This window comes from Arenibacter amylolyticus (assembly GCF_002150785.1).
In the GTDB taxonomy this organism is placed as follows: Bacteria; Bacteroidota; Bacteroidia; order Flavobacteriales; family Flavobacteriaceae; genus Arenibacter; species Arenibacter amylolyticus.
Window position 1 is genome coordinate 41,624 of sequence record NZ_MTAZ01000038.1, and the last position, 21,144, is coordinate 62,767.

Consider the following 21,144-nt stretch of genomic DNA (forward strand, 5'->3'; position numbering starts at 1 on the left):
AAAAGTGATTGTATATTTGCACCCCGAACGGGCAATGTCTCAGAAACAATCGCCCAGACGAAAATTGAAATAGCAGCACCTTAAAAGTGCAGTAAACATACATCGCGGGATAGAGCAGTATCCTTCGACTACGCTCAGGACAGGGTACCTACTCTTACTGAGTTGAAAAATTGAAATAGCAGCACCTTAAAAGTGCAGTAAACATACATCGCGGGATAGAGCAGTAGGTAGCTCGTCGGGCTCATAACCCGAAGGTCACAGGTTCGAGTCCTGTTCCCGCTACTAGTAAAAACAAGGGTTTCAAGAGATTGAGACCCTTTTTTTATTTCTACTGTACAACATATGTACAACATTTTTTAAGATTTAGTCTCTTTTCTGGGATTTATATATTTAAGGCATCACGGACAGTTGTTGTGTTTGATCCAAAAAAAATCATGATTTATACCTCCTAAAAGTTTTTGATTATTGTTAGTATAGTCTAAATTTGATATGTATTGTCAAAATGACTCTTAGTAATTTGAAGGGAGCAAATAAAATCGTCAATCAACACCTCGCAACCATCCCTACATGGAAATAAACTACAACATAACCACCGATCCAAACTTGTTGGACAAACAAAATGGAATTACTCCTGAACTTTCGCGCAAGTTGGAATGGTTTCACAAACTGGCGTTAAAAGGAAAAAGATCGAGCGTGCAAAAATTGCTGGACGCTATAGAGCGCTATCCCAATAATCCTCAGTTGAAAAATTATTTATCCGTTCTGTACGGCCAACTGAATGATACCAAGAAGATGCACGAGACCAATAGGTGGGTTATTGCGGAACACCCCGATTACCTATTCGGAAAGCTAAACTTGGCAAGCGAATATTACTTCAATCAGGAATACGATAAAATGCCTGAAATTTTAGGCACCAACATGGAGATACAATCGCTCTATCCAGACCGCGACACCTTTCATATAAATGAGGTCATTTCATTTTATAAATGCGCAACCCTTTATTATTCCGCTATCGGTGACCTGGAGCAGGCGGAGGTCCGACTCAATTTAATGCAAGAACTGGCACCTGATTCCGAAGAAACCGAAATGGCCTGGGAACGATTCTATACGGCCTCGCTAAAAGCAAGCCAAGCGCGTTTTGAAGAAGAACAGAAAACTAGAATATCGGTAACGACTAGTCCTCAAAAAATTTATCCTACCCAAGAAGCTCCCGCTTTCCATCACGAGGAAATAGAATGGCTCTACACCCATGGACTCCACATCGGTGAAGAAAAACTGAACAAAATACTGTCGCTCCCCAAGGACACACTTATCAATGACCTTGAATTGGTGTTACTCGATAGTATTGCCCGTTATGGCTATTTTATAAAATCCATTGAAGAAAACGGATGGGACGAGGAGGAGATGAATTTTGTAATCCATGCCATTTACCTATTGGGAGAGCTCCAGGCAACCGACAGCTTGGATGTCATTTTGGATGTTCTGAGCCAATCCGATGCATATTTCGAGCTCTTTTTAGGTGATTTTCTCACTTCGGCAATTTGGGAACCTATCTACAAAATTGCCGTCAATAACCTGGAAGCATGTAAAGAATTCATGTATACACCCGGATTGGACACCTATGCCCGCACTACCATCACGGATGTATTGGAACAGCTTGCCTTACACCATCCCGAAAGGCGCGAGGAGGTTTTGGCCTGGTTCAGGGAGGTCATTCTGTTTTTCTTGGACAGCAGCCTAGAGGATAATGTAATTGACAGCGATGTGATAGCGCTGTTGATATGCAATGTAATCGATATCGATGGTGCAGAATTAGTGCCGGAAATAAAACAGTTATTTGACCGGGGGTTAGTGTCCCAGGGTATTTGCGGGGACTGGCAGGAAGTGATTGAAGCCTTTGAACAACCATGCCCCCGAGATAAAAGAAATGAAATTCTGCCCATGGCAGACCGTTACGACATCATAACAAATACTTGGGCCGGCTACAGGGAGGAATTGGGTAGTCCTCCAGAAGATTTCTTTGATTTTCTACATTCCTCACAAATGCCTATAATTGCGGAACCGAAAATTGGACGGAATGAGCCCTGTCCCTGCGGCAGCGGGAAAAAGTATAAAAAATGTTGTTTGTAATAGCTACGAGTTCGTCTGACGGTTTTAAGGATTAATATTTGTTGTTTTCACTCTTTAAATATAATTCTTAACTGTCAGATTTTATCGTGGTTACTTCAGATAAGGATTATTCGGAAATCGAAAATACAGCAAATAAAAATAACGCCTCTGTATTGGCTGTTGGCAATTTTGCAATTTCGGTCGTGCTACTTCAAATGTTTTCGGAAATGGCGGCAAAATATATTCCAAACTTTGAGATAATCGATTATACTCACGAAGACAAAATAGATTCACCTAGTGGAACTGCAAGGGAATTGGCCTACCGACTTTCAAACATTCAAAAGCCAAATAAATTTGTAACCGAAGACGAGCTTATTGGCGAGAAATCAAGCCGTGGAGCAAATTTAAATGGTGTTCAAGTGCATTCGGTCAGACTTCCTGGACACGTCATTTCGATAGAAGCAATATTCGGACTTAAAGATGAAAAACTATCAATTCGACACGATTCGGGGGCAAGTGCAGAACCTTATGTAAAAGGCGGACTTCTTGCAATTGAGAAAGTTGGAACCTTCAAAGGACTGAAAAGAGGGCTTGACAGTGTAATGGAATTTTAAACAACCGAATACAGTTGACTAGGTAAACCAGATTTTAAACCGTAAAGGCTAATGCTCGCACCCATCAATACATATCCAGGGGGAAGATATTGGGCCAAAGGGTCCCAAAGGGCATATTGACTAATACAAAGTGCTCCAACAAGCAGTATATGCCTTTGATAACTTAAAGGATTCCAACTTCTCATTCATTTTCCGAGGGGTGGACTACCGAAAGGGATGACATTCCGCAGTCAACGCAATATTACAAAAACTTGCGGGCATCATCTGGATCAAGATTCTCTATAAGCTACAGTTTAAACCACTAAAACAATACATATCCCTTTATTCAAAAAAGAAAATTTGGACTCTAGAATAGAATTAAACATCAAATTGGTAAATTTGAATTAAAACTGGATATTGATAATCAATACTTGAAGTTTGACATTCGTTGAAACCTGAAACCACTATAATATTAAATGAATAAACTATTCCATATTTTCAGAGTTAACGAAGCAGAAGCGACATTTATTTCTTCCCAACCAGATGAACCACATAGCCACGACTTTGAAGAATTATTGATTGGTATAAGTGGAGAGCTGGAACATTTTATTGATTTTAATGTAACCACAACCCAGGCACCTTTTGTGAGTTTCGTCACAAAAGGCAAGGTACACCGGTTAATACCGAGACTGTATAACGGGAAATGCGAGATTTGGGCAATTCGTTTTAAGAGTGATTTTATTCCAGAGACTAGGTTCCAACTTTATTCTCTTTTTCACGGCAAGGCCAATTTAAAATTAGAAAAAGGAAGCTGCTTTCAACGACTCTCAATAATATGCGAAATGATGAACGATGAAACTTCTCAAGAAAACCCAAGCTACGCCATTATCAAGCAACTCTTGAGTACCTTGTTCACTATAATAGAGGTTGAAATAAAAAAATTGGGCAACACCAACGAAGCCTTGCAAAAAACTCAGAACGAAACATTTGGGAATTTCCTGTCCATTCTTGAAAAAAATTATCACAGACCTTTGGGTGTTGATTTTTATGCTGAAAAACTATTTATGTCCACCAGAAACTTAAACTTGATATGCCAAAATATTTTAGAACAGAGTGTCTCGGAAATCATCGAGACGCGTAAGCTTACCGAAGCCAAAAACTTGTTGATCTCTACGAAAAAAAGCATTTCTGAAATAGCCTACGAACTGGGCTACAATGAAAACTCATACTTCTCTCATGTCTTCAAAAAAAAATCTGGTCAATCGCCAAGTGAGTTTAGGGATGAGATGGGGAAAATAGCTTCTTTCTAAATCTACAATTCATTTACCGATTGGTATAATATATAGTTGCATGTAGTAGTTTTTGTCACTAAATAGCGATTTGGCAGAACATTAATTTAATGGATTATGAAAAAAGCAAACAAGATGCCCCATACCTTAATAGCCAGACCATTCCCATTGATAGTGGAGAATCGAATGATTATGGAAATGTTTAATTAAACCAATAAAAAAATAAGTAGAATTTAAGTTGATTTCCCAAATCTACATCCCAACTACCGAATAATGTAACTATAAAAACATGTTTGTTCCCATCTTTGTAGTGTTGGTTTATCATTTAATCACAATTAAAAACAACATTGGACTGCGCCCCCAAACAACCCAGAAATGACGGCAAAAGCAGTGTTCATTATACCCTAAAATATTTTAATAACGTAAAAAAACAGGATAATACTAAATTACAATTGGATTAGAGGAGCTAATATTCCTGTAGATGGTGGTATCTATTCATATGTTTTATTAAATAAAAACAATTTTAAAAAAATTTTATAACTGAAAACAAAAGAAAGCTATAGAACTCCTACTTTTTGTGATCCAGAAACAGGTATATGCATAATCCCCACTTACTGTGTTGGAATGGAATTACGTGACGACACAAATTGAAATGAGAATAATGGTAATATAACAAGTTAGGTATATAAAGTATGTACCTGGCATGTATTAATCTTTCAAGAATTAGACAAAATATAACAATTATGAAAATAGGAATAACTGGAGCTACTGGGCAATTAGGGCAACTAGTAGTTCAAAAATTAAAAGAGAAAAACACGGGAGCTAAATTAGTGGCTTTGGTTAGAGACCCAAAAAAGGCTGCATCGTTGGGAATAGAAGTCAGAACCTTTGATTATGGGCAACCAGAAACCCTACCGCAAGCATTGGAGGGTATAGACCATTTGGTATTTATTTCTGGTAGTGAAATTGGTAAACGAGAGACCCAGCATTCCAATGTGATAAAGGCTGCTAAACAAGCCAAGGTAAAGAAAATTGCCTACACCAGCTTGCTCCACGCAGATACTTCCTCCCTGATGTTGGCACCAGAGCACCTGGCTACGGAAAATATGCTGAAGGAATCCGGTATTCCCCACACTATTTTGCGCAACGGTTGGTATACTGAAAATTATACGGCCAATTTAAAAGCAGCCTTGGAGCACGGTGCTATTATTGGGAGTGCAGGCAACGGCAAAATTTCATCGGCTACACGTGAGGACTATGCCGAGGCTATAGCCGAAACCATCACCAGCGATGCCCACACAGGACAAACCTATGAATTGGCCGGTGACCAAACCTACACTATGCAGGATTTGGCTGCCGAAGTAAGCAAACAAACGGGTAAAAACATCGTTTTTCTAAACCTTCCGGAAGCGGAATACGCTCAGAAATTGCAGGAAATCGGCTTGCCCGAAGGCATGGCCACAGCTTTTGCCAGTTTGGATTACAGCGCTTCCAAAGACGATTTGCACAACGAAAGCGGCACTTTGTCACAATTGATTAAACGTCCTACTACACCACTATCCCAAGCGGTAAAAGCAGGGTTAAAATAAAAATCGGTTCTAATATTGGAACAGTTGCTATGAAATGAGCATGACCGAAATCTGGTCGCTAGCCCGAAAGATCCAATCAGGCTGGCCTGCCCGAACGAAGTAGTCGGGCTGGCAAACACGGATGAAGGCAACGCCTTCAAACGAATCATATCGATATTTATATGTCACATTACGACGATTTAAATCCATACCAAGCCTCACCGGCCGAGGTTGCCATAGCCTGGCAATTGCATAAGGATTTTATAACGGCACCCATTGCCAGCGCCACCACAAAAGTGCAAGTACAATCTTTGGCCAAAGCTGCAGGTTTAGAGCTGAGCACCGATGAAATGAAAAATTTAGATGAAGCAAGTACCTTCTAAAAAACATAAAAGATGGATTTACAATTAAAAAATAAAAAGGCCTTTGTAAGTGGCTCTACCTCTGGAATAGGAATGGCCATTGCCAAAAAGCTTTTAGAAGAACAAGCCGAAGTGATTATCAGTGGCAGCAGCCAGCAAAGTGTGGACAAAGCTGTGGCACGTTTGAAGGCCGAGGTCCCAACCGCCAAACTTAGCGGTATTCCCACAGATTTTACTCGGGCGGCATCGGTTGAAGAACTTATTGCCCAACTAGAGGATATCGATATTTTGGTGAATAATGTTGGGATTTACGAGCCAATGGAATTTACCAAAATAACCGATTCTGATTGGGACCGTTTTTTTGAAGTGAACCTGATGAGTGGTATTCGCCTATCCCGTGCATTATTTCCCAAAATGCTGGAAAAAAATTGGGGACGGATCCTTTTTATCACGAGCGAATCGGCCTCAAACATTCCTCAAGAAATGATTCATTATGGGGTAAGCAAAACGGCATTACACGGTTTAAGCCGAGGCTTGGCTAAGCTTACCAAAGAAACCCAGGTAACGGTAAACACCATAATGCCAGGACCTACAGCCACGGAAGGCGTAAAGGCCCATTTTGAAAAAATGGCTCAGGAAGAGGGTAAAACCTACCAAGAGGTAGAAGATAACTTTTTTAAAAATCTACGTCCTAGTTCACTATTGCAACGCTTTGCCAAGCCTGAAGAAGTGGCCAATATGGTATGTTATATGGCCAGTCCGCTTTCATCAGCAACCAATGGTGCCTCCTTACGCGTAGAGGGCGGCATTGTAGATAGTATCCTTTAATAAAAATGGTGAATTAAACATCTTGATCAAACTATTAAGTATCAAAGACTTATTGAAATTCTTAATTTAACCTTTAAATTCAAAAATCATGAGAAATTTATTTTTATTCTTGGCTTTGATGGCCATTAGTTTTACCGGTTTTGCGCAAACGCAATGGCAAGTAGACCCTTACCACTCATCACTTAATTTCCAAGTGCAACATTTAGGTATAAGTATGATAAATGGTAAGTTTACCGACTTTGAAGGCACAATGAATACCCAATCCAATTCCCTTGCCAATGCCAGTTTTAATTTTACAGTGCAAATTGCGAGCCTCAACACCAATGTAGACAAACGTGACGAACACTTAAAAAGTTCCGATTTTTTTGATGCGGAAAAGTATCCAACAATGACTTTTAAAAGCACCAAGGTAACCAAGGGCAAAAAGAAAGACCAGTACAAATTAACCGGAATGCTTACCATAAAGGACGCAACCAAAGAGGTAACTTTCGATTTGGTTTACGGTGGTACAGCAAGCACCGATACAGAGGACAAAATGGGGATGAAAGCAAAAACAAGCATCAACCGTTTTGACTTTAATATCGATTATGACCCTACTGCCGCAGGTATTGCCAAAGAGATTGATATTGTTGCCCACTTACAGTTTGCGAAACAATAATAGTTCAAAATAAAAGCAAATACTAGATGAAAAATACAGATTTGGGAATATTTATCCTACGCCTAAGCTTGGGTGTATTAATGCTATTGCACGGGATTGCCAAACTTATATACGGTATTGACCCCTTAATAGGGATGATGGACCAGTTTGGCATCCCTGGCTTTTTCGTCTATGGTGTTTATGTAGGGGAAGTGATTGCCCCGATAATGCTCATTATAAGTTACCGTACTAAAATAGCAGCCTTACTATATGTGGCTACGATGTTGGTGGCTATATTTTTGGCACATCCGGCAGATATTTTAGCATTGACACAATCAGGTGGCTGGGCTATTGAATTGCAAGCCTTGTACCTATTTGGCCCTTTAGCCTTGTTTTTTACAGGCGGAGGAAAAATGGCCTTGTCCAAGGCTTCTAAATGGGATTGACCAATGAAAGCTTATATCAGTATTCTTTTAATGCTTGTCTCAGTACAGCATCTCATATCCCAACAAAAGGGACTCCAATGGTTGGATATCGAATAGGATAATTATAACATTAGACACCGAGTTTGGAGGTTTTATGAAAGACCCATATGGCAATGAAAAGGCAGGATTTTCAATAAATGGAAAATTAAACCGTAAAGATTTTGGATTAAATTGGAATGCCGCACTTGAAGCTGGAGGTGTTATGGTTGGAAATGAAATTAAAGCTAACGTGGAAATACAATTCATAAAACAAGTTTCGTAATTAATTTACGTAAATGAATAGAAAACATTTTTTAAAAGCAATGACATTATTGCCACTAATAAGTTCAAGTATGAATTTAAAAGACTTAAATAAAATGACTTCATCTATGGGTAACACAGGTAAAATGCCTGTGTTATTCCTTGGTCATGGAAGCCCTATGAATGCCATTGAAGAAAACGAGTTTGTATCGGCGTTTAAAAAACTTGGAAAAGAATTGTTGAGACCAAATGCCATCCTCTGTATCTCTGCACATTGGGAAACCAAAGGTACCTTTGTGACGGCAATGCAAAATCCTCCGACCATTCACGATTTTGGCGGATTTCCACAAGCCTTGTTCGATGTGCAATATCCTGCACCAGGAAGTCCGGAATTGGCACGGCAGACTAAATCCATCATAAGCACAACGGAGGTTGGTTTGGACGAGAAATGGGGACTTGACCATGGTGCTTGGAGCGTTGTAAAACACATTTACCCCAATGCCGATATTCCGATCATTCAGATGAGTATCGACTATTCGCAACCAGCAAAATATCACTATGAACTGGCAAAGGAAATAAGCAGCCTTCGTCAAAAAGGGGTCCTGATCATTGGAAGCGGAAATATGGTCCATAACCTTCGTTTAGTAGATTGGAACAAATTAAACGAACAATATGCCTTTGATTGGGCTATAGAGGCCAGCGAAAAGATGAAAGCTTATATCTTAAACGGGGACCATCAAAAACTCATCAATTTTAAAGCCCAGGGAAAAGCCTTTGAATTGGCCATCCCAACCCCAGAACACTATCTGCCATTACTATATTCTTTGGCATTGAAAGAAGAAAACGAAAATATAAGCCTGTTCAACGACAAACCGGTCGCAGGTTCACTATCCATGACATCTTTAAAAATAGGTTGAAAATATAAATTATGTTCATCAAATAAAGATTTTAATACATACATATTAAATTGGGTCCTATTATTTTTAAGAATAGGTATAGCATTAATGATGTTGGTGCATGGAATCCAAAAACTTCAAATGTTGTTCGGTGATACTATACAATTCCCAAGTGTTCTGGGAATGAGTCCGTTCGTTTCATTGGCCCTTGCGGTTTTTGCGCAGGTTGTATGTTCTATATTAATTCTAATTGGGCTAAGCACAAGACTTGCAACCATTCCTCTGATAATCACTATGTTGGTGGCTGTAATTTTCATACATGGTGGAGATCCCTTTGCCAAACAGGAATTAGGCCTCCATTACTTGATGGTGTATGTCACCTTTTTTATGCTTGGTAGCGGAAAATATTCCGTTGATGCCGTTATGAAAAACTATTCTATGGCCAAGTAGTTTTTTTATAAAATAGTTAATCGTAGTTTAATTATAAAAGCCTAATGGATACTCAAAATAAAATAATTGTTAAGTCGCTTAAACTTTTTAAAGCTCAAGGAATTAAAGAGGTTAGTATGATGGATATAGCCAAAACGTTAAGAATATCCAAAAAAACGTTGTATGTTTATTTTACAAGTAAAAATGATTTAGTTAATAAAGGCATCCAATTTCTTTTCGATTTACATTTTTCTACTTTAGAAAGAATTTTACAAGAAAAAACAGCTACAGTAGAAAAAATAAGGAAGGTATATGAGTATGCTATTAACTATTTGATAGGAGTGTCTCCAATTTTTATTTTGGATTTAAAAAAATATTATGCATCATCATATAGGGATTATGATTTATACCGAAGAAAATTAATTTTTGGATATATTAAAAATATATTGGATGAAGGCCAATTAAATGGAGAGATTAATCACACGATAAATACACAACTATTTTGTGAATTCCACCTCTATAATTTCGACAAAATTCTATTAGCCAATTCGCAATTATATAAATATAGCGTAAAAGATCTTTTTGATATTAGTATAGGTGTAAGTTTGAAGGGAATCCTTAAATAATCCAACCTGTTTTGTATTATGGCTTTATAAAAAGGTTGACCCTAATACTGATAATCAGTAATTTATTATACATTTTCGAAGTAGGCTGATTTTAATTATAAGCAGGACAGAACTGAACCTGAAATTTTCATCTCGGTCATCCATTTTTTTGATGAGGCCATCCCGGAGTGCATCAAGGAACTTCGTCTTGCTCATTTTTCGGGTTCTCAATTCCAGATAGGTTTGATATAAATTCCCCAGATCAAAATTGAAGGTGCTTTCAAAAAACTTGGCTATCAACCGTATATCACTGCTTCCATTGTCAAAAACACCCTGATAGTGCAGTTCATAAATCAGTTCTGTCATGGTAGCTTTGCTCCCCGTCCAGTTTAATCTTGGCAACTGGTCTTTTGATTTGGGCCTCCTTCAGTTTGTTTAGTTTCTCATTATAAAATTTATCCATAGCAAATTTTTTGTTGCAATCGAGCGCACCATTTTTAAAGTGTTGTATATCTGGAGCTTATTTTAAGAAAAAGGCAACTAATTTCTCCGCAAAAAAGACCAGCCTAACGGAGGCCCTTAATTTACCTATACCGTGGACATTTTTAATTTTTGTATTCTTTATCCGTTACTTTTTCCAGCCACTTCGTTGGTCCGGCAACTCTGCTCGTAATGGCTATTTGAATGAACTTATTATTTTCCGAAGAAAAGTAAGTGCCCCGTTTTAAAAGAGTAGGTAATTTTCGGAATGCCCGCTTACCCCCACCTAGCAAAAAGTAATCTAGGTTTATACTCCTCATATATTGATATATGAGGTCATTTCCACCGTAGAGTCCATCCTCTATAAAGCCAATTAACGTCTTAGCCCCAACTTCGTCATACGTATTCATTGCATAATCTAACCAGTATTCAATCTGTAATATTGTGGCAACGTCTAGCTTATTGGTCTGGTAAAACCGCATATTATATTTAATAGCAGTTAAGGAAAATAAAAAATGCACCCAGGATAATGGCGTACCGTAGTAAGCTTGTTCTTCTGGAGAAAAGTGACTTTTAGTCCTATGAAGCCTTTGATTGCTGTAGGCTTTCCGTATTTCATAGGAAAAACTACTAATAAGTTTCCCCCTATTTTCATAGCCTTTACCGTACAGTTGATTTTCATCATTCCAAAATTTACCGATCAAGTCGTATAACCGATCCAAATCCTCATAAGTCCCCCAGAGCTCCACGCCCATTCCTTTTTTTTGTTGGTATTATGTACAGCATAGCTATTTTATATTATTACCAATTAATTTAGTCCCTAAATCGTATGAGGCGTAAGTTCTTCAATCCGTCTGATTTTTCCAATCAACCATTTGGATTTATTCGTATTTCTTGATTGGGGATTATTGACTCCTTAATAAAAATGGGACTTCACATCCTATTCTATATTACCAAAGTTGACTGGGGGTTGAAACAGGTATTATGCTGTTTTTCTATACGCCGATAATGAGACCTATCTACATCGAAAGCCAATTCCCCTTGTATTTGGAATAATCCGTAAGCTCGTCCTTAAACCCGTTATAGGCTTCTTCCTCTTTGTAAGTCGTAGGGCCTATGAGCGTATCCAGGGTGTTCCATCCCGTTTGCAGCATATTGGCCCGGGCTTGACGATCCCGTTCCGTGGTAACGGCTATCAAAGCTTGCTTGAACCCGTTTGCCATATGGTGCTCTACGAGTTCCAGCGGCAAATTGGGTGTTGTTCTGTTAAGTACGTAACTATACGCCGCCTGTTAATAAAGTCCACGTTCCATTAAGTGACCCATCAAAAGGCTTTTTAAATTGTCCTGGCCTTTGGCTATCATATGATTTAGGATGACAGGTTGGGTGGCTATGGCGCTTGGAAGCTCAGGGGACGATTGCAGATAGTCCTGCATTTTCGTGGAAAGGGCGACCGTTACTTTATATTTGGAATAAAGGTCAGTCTGCCCTCTTTGTATCGTACGCCCTTAAATTGAGCCCAAAACGCTTTTAAGGATGTTAATAGTTACGGCAATTTATTTAAGCTTATACTGGGCGATAGATAATTCCAAGGCTGATCGTTTTACTGCAAATATCGAACTCCTATTTCAAATCACTAACGACTTTTGAGCTTAATCAACCATATGATTAATGGGTAGATTGGTCATTAGAATTGACCTGTATTGGATTTTCGTTCCTTTAAAAAAACTAACTGTTTTCTATTTTCCTCACTATTCACATCACAATGTATGCGGCTTAGGCCGATACCCAGGTTTACAATAAAATCACTAATACCATATTTATAGTAAATATCGAATAGTCATTTCTAAAATTGTGTTCATAATTATTTAAATTTGATCATTGATATCAAGAGCGCTAAATGGAGCTTGAAAAGAATTGGGTAAAGAGATTCACCAATAACCCCTTAGGATAATGAGCATCATGGAAATAAACTACAACATAACCACCGATCCAAACTTGCTGGACAAGCAAAATGGAATTACTCCTGAACTTTCGCGCAAGCTGGAGTGGTTTCACAAACTGGCGTTAAAAGGAAAAAGATCGAGCGTGCAAAAATTGTTGGATGCCATTGAACGCTATCCCAATAATCCGCAGTTGAAAAATTATCTATCCGTACTGTACGGCCAACTGAACGATACCAAGAAGATGCACGAGACCAATAAGTGGATTATGGCGGAACACCCCAATTATTTATTTGGAAAGTTAAACCTGGCAAACGAATATTTCTTCAAAGAAGAATATCATAAAATGCCCGAAGTATTAGGCACCAACATGGAGCTACAATCGCTCTATCCAGACCGCGACACCTTTCATTTAAACGAGGTAATTTCATATTACAAATGCGCCATCCTTTATTATTCCGCCATTGGTGATATTGAGCAAGCCGAAATTAGATTCGATATAATGCAAGAACTGTCACCCGATTCTGAAGATACCGAAATGGCATGGAGACACATTTATGCCGCCACAATGAAAGCAGCCCAAGATCGTTTTGAAGAGGAAGAAAAAACTAAAATATCGGTAACAACAAGGTCGCAAGAATTTAATAATACCAAAAGCGCTCCTAATTTTAATCATGAAGAAATAGAGTGGCTTTACAACCATGGACTCTACATCGGCGAAGAGAAACTAAACAAAATACTCTCCCTCCCCAAAGATAGTCTTATCAATGACCTAGAGTTGGTGTTACTCGATAGTATTGCACGCTATGGTTATTTTAAAAAGTTAGCTGAAGAAAACAGATGGGACGAGGAAAAGACGAATTTTGTAATCCATGCTATTTATCTATTAGGAGAACTGGAGGCAACGGATAGCTTGGAAACCATTTTTGATGTGCTGAGCCAGTCCGATGCATATTTCGAGCTCTTTTTAGGTGATTTTCTCACTGCGGCAATTTGGGAACCTATCTACAAAATTGCAGCCAATGATTTGGAAGCATGTAAGGAGTTTATCTATACACCAGGCATCGATACCTATGCGCGTACTACTATCATGGAGGTCTTAGAACAGCTTGCCCTAAACCATCCCGAAAGGCGCGAGGAGGTTTTGAGCTGGTTCAGGGAGGTCATAGAGTTTTTCTTGGACAGCAGCCTAGAGGACAATGTAATTGACAGCGATCTGATTGCCTTGATGATATGCAATTTGATCGATATCAATGGCGCTGAATTAGTGCCGGAAATAAAACAGTTATTTGACCGGGGGTTAGTGTCACAGGGTATTTGTGGGAATTTTAAGGAAGTAAAGAAAGCCTTTGAGCGCCCAGACACCTATGATAAAAGAAGGGAGTTACTCCCCATAGCAGAACGGTATGAAGAAATAACGGCAACCTGGGCTGGGTATAACGAAAAGATAAGTAGTTCGCCAATTGATTACCAGGATTATTTTACCCCGTCCGTAATGCCGGTAAGAGCGGAACCGAAAATTGGACGGAATGAGCCCTGTCCCTGTGGCAGTGGGAAAAAGTATAAAAAATGTTGTTTGTAATAATTATATTCAAAGCTATTGCTTAACTCCCGGTTTTAATTCACTTGGTAAATACCCCATTGTTTTTTTAAAAGCTTTGGTAAAGTGTTGCGGATTGGAATAGCCCACTTCATAGGAGGCTTGTGCTATTGGAATGTCTTCGTGGAGAATTAGGGTTTTGGCTGTTTCCATTCTTAGTTTGGTGATGTATTTAAATATGGTGGTTTTATGAACGATTTTAAAATTGCTTTTCAGCTTGGTCGTATTATATCCAACAACTTCTGAAAGTTCTTTGATGGTCAATTTATTCTTTAAATTTTTTTGAATATGATGAACCACATTCTCTATACTTTTGTATTCGGAAACAGGTAAGCCTAAATCCACATTCATTGGCCTATAATTTTCCCTATTCATTATTAAATCAATCAAAAGCCATCTAGTTTTACATTCTAAATAACTTGCTTTAACGCTATCATCATATGGGCAATCAATAATCCCAACAAGGGAGGATCTTAGCTTTTCAGAAATTGATTTAGTTCTGAGAATAGGGTTGTTATAAGTGGTATTAGATAAGTTATGAAAATAATCGCAAGATGGTATAACTCCCTTTCCAAGTAATCTTTCAAGATAATTCTTTGTGAACAATACTTCCAAGGAAGTGTAATTTTCACCTACAAATTTCTTTTGCCCGGTAGTAATCGTCCATTCGATGGGGAGGTACATATCTGATGGAACTAGAAAAAAGGAACCTCCATTTACATCAAGAAATTCAAAGGCTCCTTCCAAAACAAAATGAAAACCTAAACAAGGTTCCGGATATGCTACTTCCATCATTCGACTTGAAGGTACTTTCAGTTTTCTAATGATAACCGTTAATCCATCCAGTTTAATACCCTCCTGCGCAACTGCTGCAGCATTTTCTTCTTCAGTAATCCTAAAAAAAGTTATTTGGCCGTGATTCGCGACATAGACATTCTTTGTATTTGCAGGATACCCAATTGATTTTAAAAAACCTTCGCTCATTAATTCCTTTTACGTTGGTTAAACTTCCCTTTACGTTATTACTCACTTAAAAGCTATAGTAGCTTTGCAAAGCTATCTATTTAGAATTAATCTTAATAAGAATAATGAGTTAATTAATGAAAATAATACTAACGGTAGTTTTAATGACTACTTCTTTTCTTGTTCTAAGTCAAGATCAATTTGGAGTAATATCTGGCACTGTTATGGATGAACTCGGCAGGCCATTACCTTATGCGAATGTTTTAATAAAAGAGGAAAGAGCCGGGGTTCTTACTGACGATATTGGCGCCTATACCATCAGTAACTTACCCTATGGAGAACACCAAATAGAGGTTTCCTTTATAGGCTACGCTAAGGTTACCAAAATCGTCAAGATTAACAACAGCGGTAAGGATGTTACGGTCAATTTCAACCTACGGCAATCTGTAGAGGAATTAAAAGAGGTTACGGTAAGTGGCCTAAGCAAAGAGACCGAAATCGAAACTCGAGGCTTTGCAGTAAATGCAATAAACACTAAGGAGGCAGGGTTGCGGAACATCCAAACAAATGAAATATTAAATACGACCGTAGGAGTTAAAATTCGGCAAAATGGAGGGTTAGGTTCCGAGGTAAAATATAGTTTAAATGGGTTGACAGGGAATTCTGTACGAATATTTATCGATGGCATTCCTATCTCTACTTATGGTAATTCTTTTAATCTAAATAGCATTCCGCCCTCGATGATCAAGAACATTGAGGTTTATAAAGGAGTGGTCCCTGGCCATTTAGCAGACGATGCCTTAGGAGGCGCAATTAATATTAGACTCATAGATAATGCAAAATCGAATGTCAATGGATCGGTTTCCTATGGATCCTTTAACACCTTTCAAACCGGTATTAATGGTTTATACCGATTCGATAAATCCGGGTTTACCGTAAAGGCATCTTTATTCCATAATTATTCAGATAATGATTATAAAATATCAGGAAGAAGCATTGTAGTTACCGGCTTAGGAGGCGTACAGACACCAATAACAGCAAGGAGATTCAACGATGCTTACAGGTCTACTGGAGGAATGGCTCAAATTGGCTATACCGATGTAAAATGGGCAGATCGATTTTTTATTGGGATTACTGGTTCTAATGATTATAAAGAAGTTCAACATGGCGCATTCGTTACGATAACCCCATACAAGGATAGGTTTCTAGAATCGGACGCGCTGTTAGCAAGCTTAAACTATAAAAAGAAAGACCTTTTTATAAAAGGGATGGATGTGAATGTCAACGGATTGATTGGCAAAAGAAACCGTTCCGTCAACGATACTGTTTCTTGGGCCTATAATTGGAACGGGGACCGGGCAATTGACTTTAGAGGAAATGAATACCAATATACCTGGCGTTCACAACAAGAAGGAGGCCCTACCCTGGCTAAAATCAAAAGAAAAGTTGCTTCCATTAGAACGGGGGTCTCCTACGATTTTAACGCCAATCATAGGGTGTTATTAAACCATGTATATAGCGGAGTTGAAAGGGAAGATAGTGATGCTTCAAAGTCTGTGCTAGAAAATACATTTCAAGGAACAAGAGACCTGTATAAAAACATATTTTCATTTACCTATGAATTAACGGCTTTTCGGAATAAGTTAAAAGCCAGTTTATTTGGAAAACACTATGAACAAAAAACAACTAGCATAGACCCTATTATAACTACAGATAGCAAGGGAAACAAGCAAGTAGTAGATGAAGCGGTAAGCAGTAAGAAAAATCATGATGGGTATGGCTTGGCGGCTTCTTACATCATACGTCCCAAGATCACCTTATTAACGTCGGCAGAAAAAGCAATACGCCTACCGAACGAAACGGAAATCTTTGGCGATGATGGTGATAACGTAGTAGCAAACTCCAGCATAAACCCAGAAAGAAGTAGCAATTACAACTTTGGTTTTAGACTAGGAACTTTCAATATTAAAAAACATGATTTTACCGTTTCTTCAAATGTTTTTACCCGAAACATCAAAGACAGAATTGGACTGCCCATTGAAACTTCCTTAAACATTGACGATGATTTAATCGTATATGTAAACCAAGGCAGTGGCACTTCCAAGGGAATAGACGCACAATTAAATTATTCGTACAACAACAACTTTAGCCTCAATTTTAATGTATCACGGTTCGATTTAAAAATCGTGAATAAAGGTATCGAAGTAGATGTTCCGAATACCCCATTTTTCACCATGAACGGAGGTTTACGGTATTCCTTTAAAGATTTATTTCAAAAGAAATCTCACCTAAATCTCTTTTACAATATCTATTTCACAGATGATTTTTCATACTTAACATCACAGGGAACAAATACTGTTGGCAACGATTTTTTTGAAGTTCCTCAACAATTGGCGCAAGATATTGGACTTAGTTACACCTTTCCTAATAACAATTTGGTGGTGAGCTTTGATATAAAAAATGTGTTTGATGAATCCGTATATGATAATCTTTCTGTTCAAAAACCAGGAAGGGCTTTTTACTTAAAACTTAATTACGCAATAAATAAATTCTAATCTTTTAAACTAAATAATACTAAAAATGAAACGAACATTCCTAAACCTAAAAACCTTTGCCGCAGTATTGTTCACAGCTAGTCTAATGACCTCCTGTAGCAGTGATGACACCGATATTGTTCCGGATCCGGATACTGGAGAACCGGATACAGAAGAAGCAAGATGGATCACCATTGCAGCTGCCAAAATGGGAGATAATCCAGGAGACGGTAACGGAGGTACTTTAATTTATGCTGTACGTAGTGATGAGGCTAAAGACCCAACAATTTCTATAGCACCATTTCAGAATGGTTTTATAGTTCCATCTAATAGAACAGCAAGATTACAGTCGTCTGAAGATGGAAACACTATTTTTAATATAAGTTACGCAGGCGATACTGGTGGCAACTATACAAAGTATACCGTAGAAGGCGGACAAACTTTTACTCCAACAGGATCTGAGGTAAGTATTGCGCCCTATGTAGGTACTGCTCCAAGATGGATAAAATTGTTTGATGGTGACCAAACGGGAGCCGCTGTTTATGTAAACACAGAAAACCAATTTGATGAAAATGATAATTATACCCGTACCGAAGCTACCATTGGCATAGTAACTTTAGACTTAGTGAATTCTTCTATTAAAGAGTTCCAAGAACACAGTGTTGCATTAAGCCCTGAGGAAGAAGCTAACGGATACTATATATCTAGAATAGATATGCCCACTTTAAATGCTGCTGGAGACAAATTATATATTGGTGCACGTTTAAGTAAGGTAGATCCTGCAACCGCTGAAAGTGATAGTGACTATGAAATTTTAGGCTCTAAAACTATCGTATTGGATTACCCATCCTTATTAAATCCAACTGTAATAACTTCTACGGTAGGCCACGGAAATACAAACGGATATAGAAGTATAAATGCTTTCCTGTATGAAGGAAGTGTTTATCAAGCCAACCAAAATGACCCTGAAGGATCCCACATTTTAAAGATTGATGCTGATAATGAATATGATGATTCTTACGTGTTCAATCTAGATGACGCTTTAGGAGTAGAGGGAGCATATATTTTAGCTTGGAGACCTGCAGCAAATGGCAAAGCGGTATTAGCGTATAGGCATAATGGATCGGAGCAAGGTGTAGCAGGGGCTCAAGGATTTTTTGCATTAGTGGATCTAAACGCAAAAACAGCGATAAAGATTGAAGACATTCCTTATGACCCAGATTTTTATTTATTTCAGTACCAGGGATTTGTAGTAGACGGAACCGAAATATACCTTACCCAAGGACCGGTAGGCCAAAACGGGAATATATATGTTGTAGAAACTGAAACTGGTGAAGTAACAAAAGGTGCCCAATTAGTGAACGTCAACGGAAGTCACTTTATCGGGGCATTTTAGTCTAATTAAATATCTAAAAAATATAATTCTTCTATAGAGGGGACCTATCATTATCAATCTAACTATAGATTTATCAACATGCAGGTTCCACTATAGAAGTTAAATTGTCAAAATGAATACACGAACAATACAATCCATCTTAATTGGTGTTTTTGTCTTACTAGCAACTTCGACTACCAAAGCACAAAGAAATTCGGAACAATCCAAAAACCCTTTCTTAAATCGGGATTATTGGGAAACAAAACCAAGTATTTCTGAAATTGAATCAACCATAAAAAAAGGTCACTCCATTACGGAAGCAAATAGTGGAGGATTCGATGCTACTACTTTTGCCATTTTTGCAAATAATCCAGTAAGCACCATAGCGTATCTAGTCGCAAATGGCAACGATGTAAATAAACGTACACACGATTCAAGAACCTATGTTTTTTGGGCAGCATCTAGTGGCAATTTGGATATTATTAAATTTTTAATCAATAAAGGTGCAAGACTAGATGTAGTAGATTCCCATGGCTATGGTCCAATTTCATTCACTGCAGCGACAGGGCAACAAAATACTGATATCTATGACTACTTTATAGCTAATGGTGCAGATTTAAAGAACGAAAAAGACCATCAAGGTAAGAATGTGCTACTAGTTGCCATTGGAAGAGCTAAAGATTTTAAAATAGTTGATTACCTTATTAAAAAAGGTTTATCTATCAATAGTGTAGATAATTTTGGGAATGGAATTTTCCATTATGCTGCTCAAGGTGGCAACATTAACATTCTTAAACAACTTAAAGAGCGGGGAGTTTCAATTGATAAAAACAATAGTACTGATGAAAATGCTATCTTCTTTGCCAGCAAAGGTCGCGAAGCGTCAATCAATCTTTTCAAGTATTTAGAAAGTTTAGGGATTAATGCCAACGTAACTACCACAAAAGGAGAAAACCCACTTCATAATTTAGCCAAGACTACAGCAGATTTAAATGTTTATAAATATTTCGTAGCAAAGGGGGTAAACCCGAACGCAATTGACGAGGAAGGAAAAACACCGCTTTTAAATGCAGCGGAGCGAAACAAGCTTGAAGCTGTCCGGTATTTTGCTGAAAAATCAACCGATATTGATCATAAAGATACAAAAGGACAAACGGCCTTGGCAATTGCCATCCAAAACAACAGTGCTGATGTGGTGGATTACCTCATTTCTAAAGGAGCAGATATCCATACACTAAGTAAAGACGGGAATAATGTAGCACATTACCTCTTTAATAGCCGTGGAAAACCCCGTGATTTTGACGCTAAATTAAGTGCACTAGTCAAGAAAGGCTTTGATTTTAAAACAGTTCAAGGCGACGGTAGTACCATTTGGCATTTGGCGGTGGCTAAAAACAATCTTGACCTCATAAAAAAAATAAGTGTTTTTGATGCCGACATTAACACCAAGGATAATAGTGGAAATACTCCCTTGCACTATGCTGCCATGAAAACTGAAGATGCATCTATCTTGAAGTTTTTACTGGCTAAGGGCGCTGATAGTAATTCTACCACAGAATTTGGTGAAACCGCTTATGATCTTGCCAGTGAAAACGAACTTTTGGTCAAAAACAAAATAAAAATCGATTTTTTAAACTAGGGTAAAATGTATAGAAATAGTTTTAGAACAATAAGTATGTTGTTAATAGCATTCATATTTATAATTATGTCCTCTTTTGATAAAGAATCAGAGTTAATTTATAAATGCATGATTCAAATGACCAATTATACTGGTGAAAAGGCTTATGTAGCTGTATCACTAATAAATCCACAAGGAAATTATGAAAAAACCATGTATATACAGGGGGATGATAAAGAATGGTTTCCAGACTTAAAAAATTGGTGGGGATTTACCAGCAGGAACGATGAGAATTTAGATGCTATATCTGGGGCTACTATTGGGAATGGGGAGCGAAACATTATTTCCTTAAGTTTTAAGCCCTCACAAATTGATACCGGTTATAAAGTGCGCTTTGAGTCCGCCGTAGAAAATCAAGAATACTATTTGGTAGATGCTGAAGTCGATTTAAATACCGCTACGTTAAGGAACAAGGTAGAGGGAAAGGGCTATATACGATATATAAGAATGGTGCCTAACAGATAATTATTATGAACATTTCGGTTTGGGACACTATCCCGCAATTTGTGTAAGTAGAAAATAGAGGGTGC

General features: G+C 38.0%; 20 protein-coding genes, 1 tRNA gene and 1 pseudogene. 18 read left to right on the plus strand and 4 right to left on the minus strand.

The window, feature by feature from the left end; all coding sequences use genetic code 11:
- The first annotated feature begins 209 nt into the window (after positions 1-209).
- From BV214_RS13070 to BV214_RS13130, 13 genes and pseudogenes are all read left to right on the plus strand, one after another.
- Positions 210-282 (plus strand) — tRNA-Met (locus BV214_RS13070).
- A gap of 285 nt (positions 283-567) precedes the next feature.
- On the plus strand, positions 568-2,130 hold the full coding sequence (locus tag BV214_RS17145; protein WP_086477958.1) for a DUF1186 domain-containing protein: 1,563 nt from the start codon (positions 568-570) through the stop codon (positions 2,128-2,130).
- Between the two features lie 86 nt (positions 2,131-2,216).
- Positions 2,217-2,723 (plus strand): dihydrodipicolinate reductase C-terminal domain-containing protein, encoded by a 507-nt coding sequence (locus BV214_RS13080; protein ID WP_245806795.1) that lies wholly within the window; start codon positions 2,217-2,219, stop codon positions 2,721-2,723.
- 455 nt (positions 2,724-3,178) lie between these two features.
- Complete coding sequence (locus tag BV214_RS13085) at positions 3,179-4,012, plus strand: helix-turn-helix transcriptional regulator (RefSeq protein WP_086477959.1); 834 nt, start codon at positions 3,179-3,181, stop codon at positions 4,010-4,012.
- 722 nt (positions 4,013-4,734) lie between these two features.
- Positions 4,735-5,580, plus strand: coding sequence for an SDR family oxidoreductase (locus tag BV214_RS13090; protein WP_086477960.1), 846 nt, complete (start codon positions 4,735-4,737; stop codon positions 5,578-5,580).
- 161 nt (positions 5,581-5,741) lie between these two features.
- Positions 5,742-5,942, plus strand: a complete 201-nt coding sequence (locus BV214_RS13095; protein WP_086477961.1) for an aldo/keto reductase — start codon at positions 5,742-5,744, stop codon at positions 5,940-5,942.
- A 12-nt stretch (positions 5,943-5,954) separates the two neighbouring features.
- The gene (locus tag BV214_RS13100; protein ID WP_086477962.1) at positions 5,955-6,749 is read left to right on the plus strand and encodes an SDR family NAD(P)-dependent oxidoreductase; all 795 of its coding nucleotides are present in this window, start codon (positions 5,955-5,957) and stop codon (positions 6,747-6,749) included.
- An 88-nt stretch (positions 6,750-6,837) separates the two neighbouring features.
- On the plus strand, positions 6,838-7,407 hold the full coding sequence (locus BV214_RS13105) for a YceI family protein (RefSeq protein ID WP_086477963.1): 570 nt from the start codon (positions 6,838-6,840) through the stop codon (positions 7,405-7,407).
- A 26-nt stretch (positions 7,408-7,433) separates the two neighbouring features.
- On the plus strand, positions 7,434-7,832 hold the full coding sequence (locus BV214_RS13110; protein WP_086477964.1) for a DoxX family protein: 399 nt from the start codon (positions 7,434-7,436) through the stop codon (positions 7,830-7,832).
- A gap of 103 nt (positions 7,833-7,935) precedes the next feature.
- Positions 7,936-8,133 (plus strand): annotated as a pseudogene (locus BV214_RS13115) (YceI family protein); the annotation flags it as partial.
- A 70-nt stretch (positions 8,134-8,203) separates the two neighbouring features.
- A complete protein-coding gene (gene ygiD, locus BV214_RS13120; RefSeq protein ID WP_245806796.1) occupies positions 8,204-9,028 on the plus strand; it encodes a 4,5-DOPA-extradiol-dioxygenase in 825 nt (274 codons plus the stop codon).
- Positions 9,029-9,070: 42 nt separating this feature from the next.
- Positions 9,071-9,457 carry a DoxX family protein gene (locus tag BV214_RS13125; RefSeq protein WP_223883485.1) on the plus strand — a complete coding sequence of 129 codons (387 nt, stop codon included), beginning with the start codon at positions 9,071-9,073 and terminating at the stop codon, positions 9,455-9,457.
- 44 nt (positions 9,458-9,501) lie between these two features.
- Positions 9,502-10,062: a TetR/AcrR family transcriptional regulator gene (locus tag BV214_RS13130; protein ID WP_086477967.1), complete on the plus strand. Its 561-nt coding sequence runs from the start codon at positions 9,502-9,504 to the stop codon at positions 10,060-10,062.
- Positions 10,063-10,116: 54 nt separating this feature from the next.
- Here the strand turns inward: BV214_RS13130 and BV214_RS13135 are convergent, their stop codons facing one another.
- The 3 genes from BV214_RS13135 to BV214_RS13145 all read right to left on the minus strand — a co-directional run bounded on the left by BV214_RS13135 (position 10,117) and on the right by BV214_RS13145 (position 11,771).
- Positions 10,117-10,407, minus strand: coding sequence for an RteC domain-containing protein (locus BV214_RS13135; RefSeq protein WP_245806797.1), 291 nt, complete (start codon positions 10,405-10,407; stop codon positions 10,117-10,119).
- A gap of 239 nt (positions 10,408-10,646) precedes the next feature.
- Positions 10,647-11,276 (minus strand): DUF6904 family protein, encoded by a 630-nt coding sequence (locus BV214_RS13140; RefSeq protein ID WP_086477969.1) that lies wholly within the window; start codon positions 11,274-11,276, stop codon positions 10,647-10,649.
- A 264-nt stretch (positions 11,277-11,540) separates the two neighbouring features.
- Positions 11,541-11,771, minus strand: coding sequence for a hypothetical protein (locus tag BV214_RS13145; RefSeq protein WP_140157763.1), 231 nt, complete (start codon positions 11,769-11,771; stop codon positions 11,541-11,543).
- Between the two features lie 703 nt (positions 11,772-12,474).
- Between BV214_RS13145 and BV214_RS17150 the strand changes: the two genes are divergently transcribed.
- Positions 12,475-14,046 (plus strand): DUF1186 domain-containing protein, encoded by a 1,572-nt coding sequence (locus tag BV214_RS17150; RefSeq protein WP_317045187.1) that lies wholly within the window; start codon positions 12,475-12,477, stop codon positions 14,044-14,046.
- Between the two features lie 15 nt (positions 14,047-14,061).
- Here the strand turns inward: BV214_RS17150 and BV214_RS13155 are convergent, their stop codons facing one another.
- Positions 14,062-15,048: a helix-turn-helix domain-containing protein gene (locus BV214_RS13155; protein WP_086477971.1), complete on the minus strand. Its 987-nt coding sequence runs from the start codon at positions 15,046-15,048 to the stop codon at positions 14,062-14,064.
- A gap of 116 nt (positions 15,049-15,164) precedes the next feature.
- Between BV214_RS13155 and BV214_RS13160 the strand changes: the two genes are divergently transcribed.
- The 4 genes from BV214_RS13160 to BV214_RS13175 all read left to right on the plus strand — a co-directional run bounded on the left by BV214_RS13160 (position 15,165) and on the right by BV214_RS13175 (position 21,079).
- Entirely contained in the window at positions 15,165-17,582 is a 2,418-nt protein-coding gene (locus BV214_RS13160; RefSeq protein ID WP_086477972.1) for a TonB-dependent receptor, read from the plus strand.
- Positions 17,583-17,607: 25 nt separating this feature from the next.
- Positions 17,608-18,957 (plus strand): hypothetical protein, encoded by a 1,350-nt coding sequence (locus BV214_RS13165; protein WP_086477973.1) that lies wholly within the window; start codon positions 17,608-17,610, stop codon positions 18,955-18,957.
- 112 nt (positions 18,958-19,069) lie between these two features.
- Positions 19,070-20,575: an ankyrin repeat domain-containing protein gene (locus BV214_RS13170; RefSeq protein WP_086477974.1), complete on the plus strand. Its 1,506-nt coding sequence runs from the start codon at positions 19,070-19,072 to the stop codon at positions 20,573-20,575.
- Between the two features lie 66 nt (positions 20,576-20,641).
- Positions 20,642-21,079: a DUF2271 domain-containing protein gene (locus tag BV214_RS13175; RefSeq protein ID WP_262483078.1), complete on the plus strand. Its 438-nt coding sequence runs from the start codon at positions 20,642-20,644 to the stop codon at positions 21,077-21,079.
- Positions 21,080-21,144 lie beyond the last annotated feature (65 nt).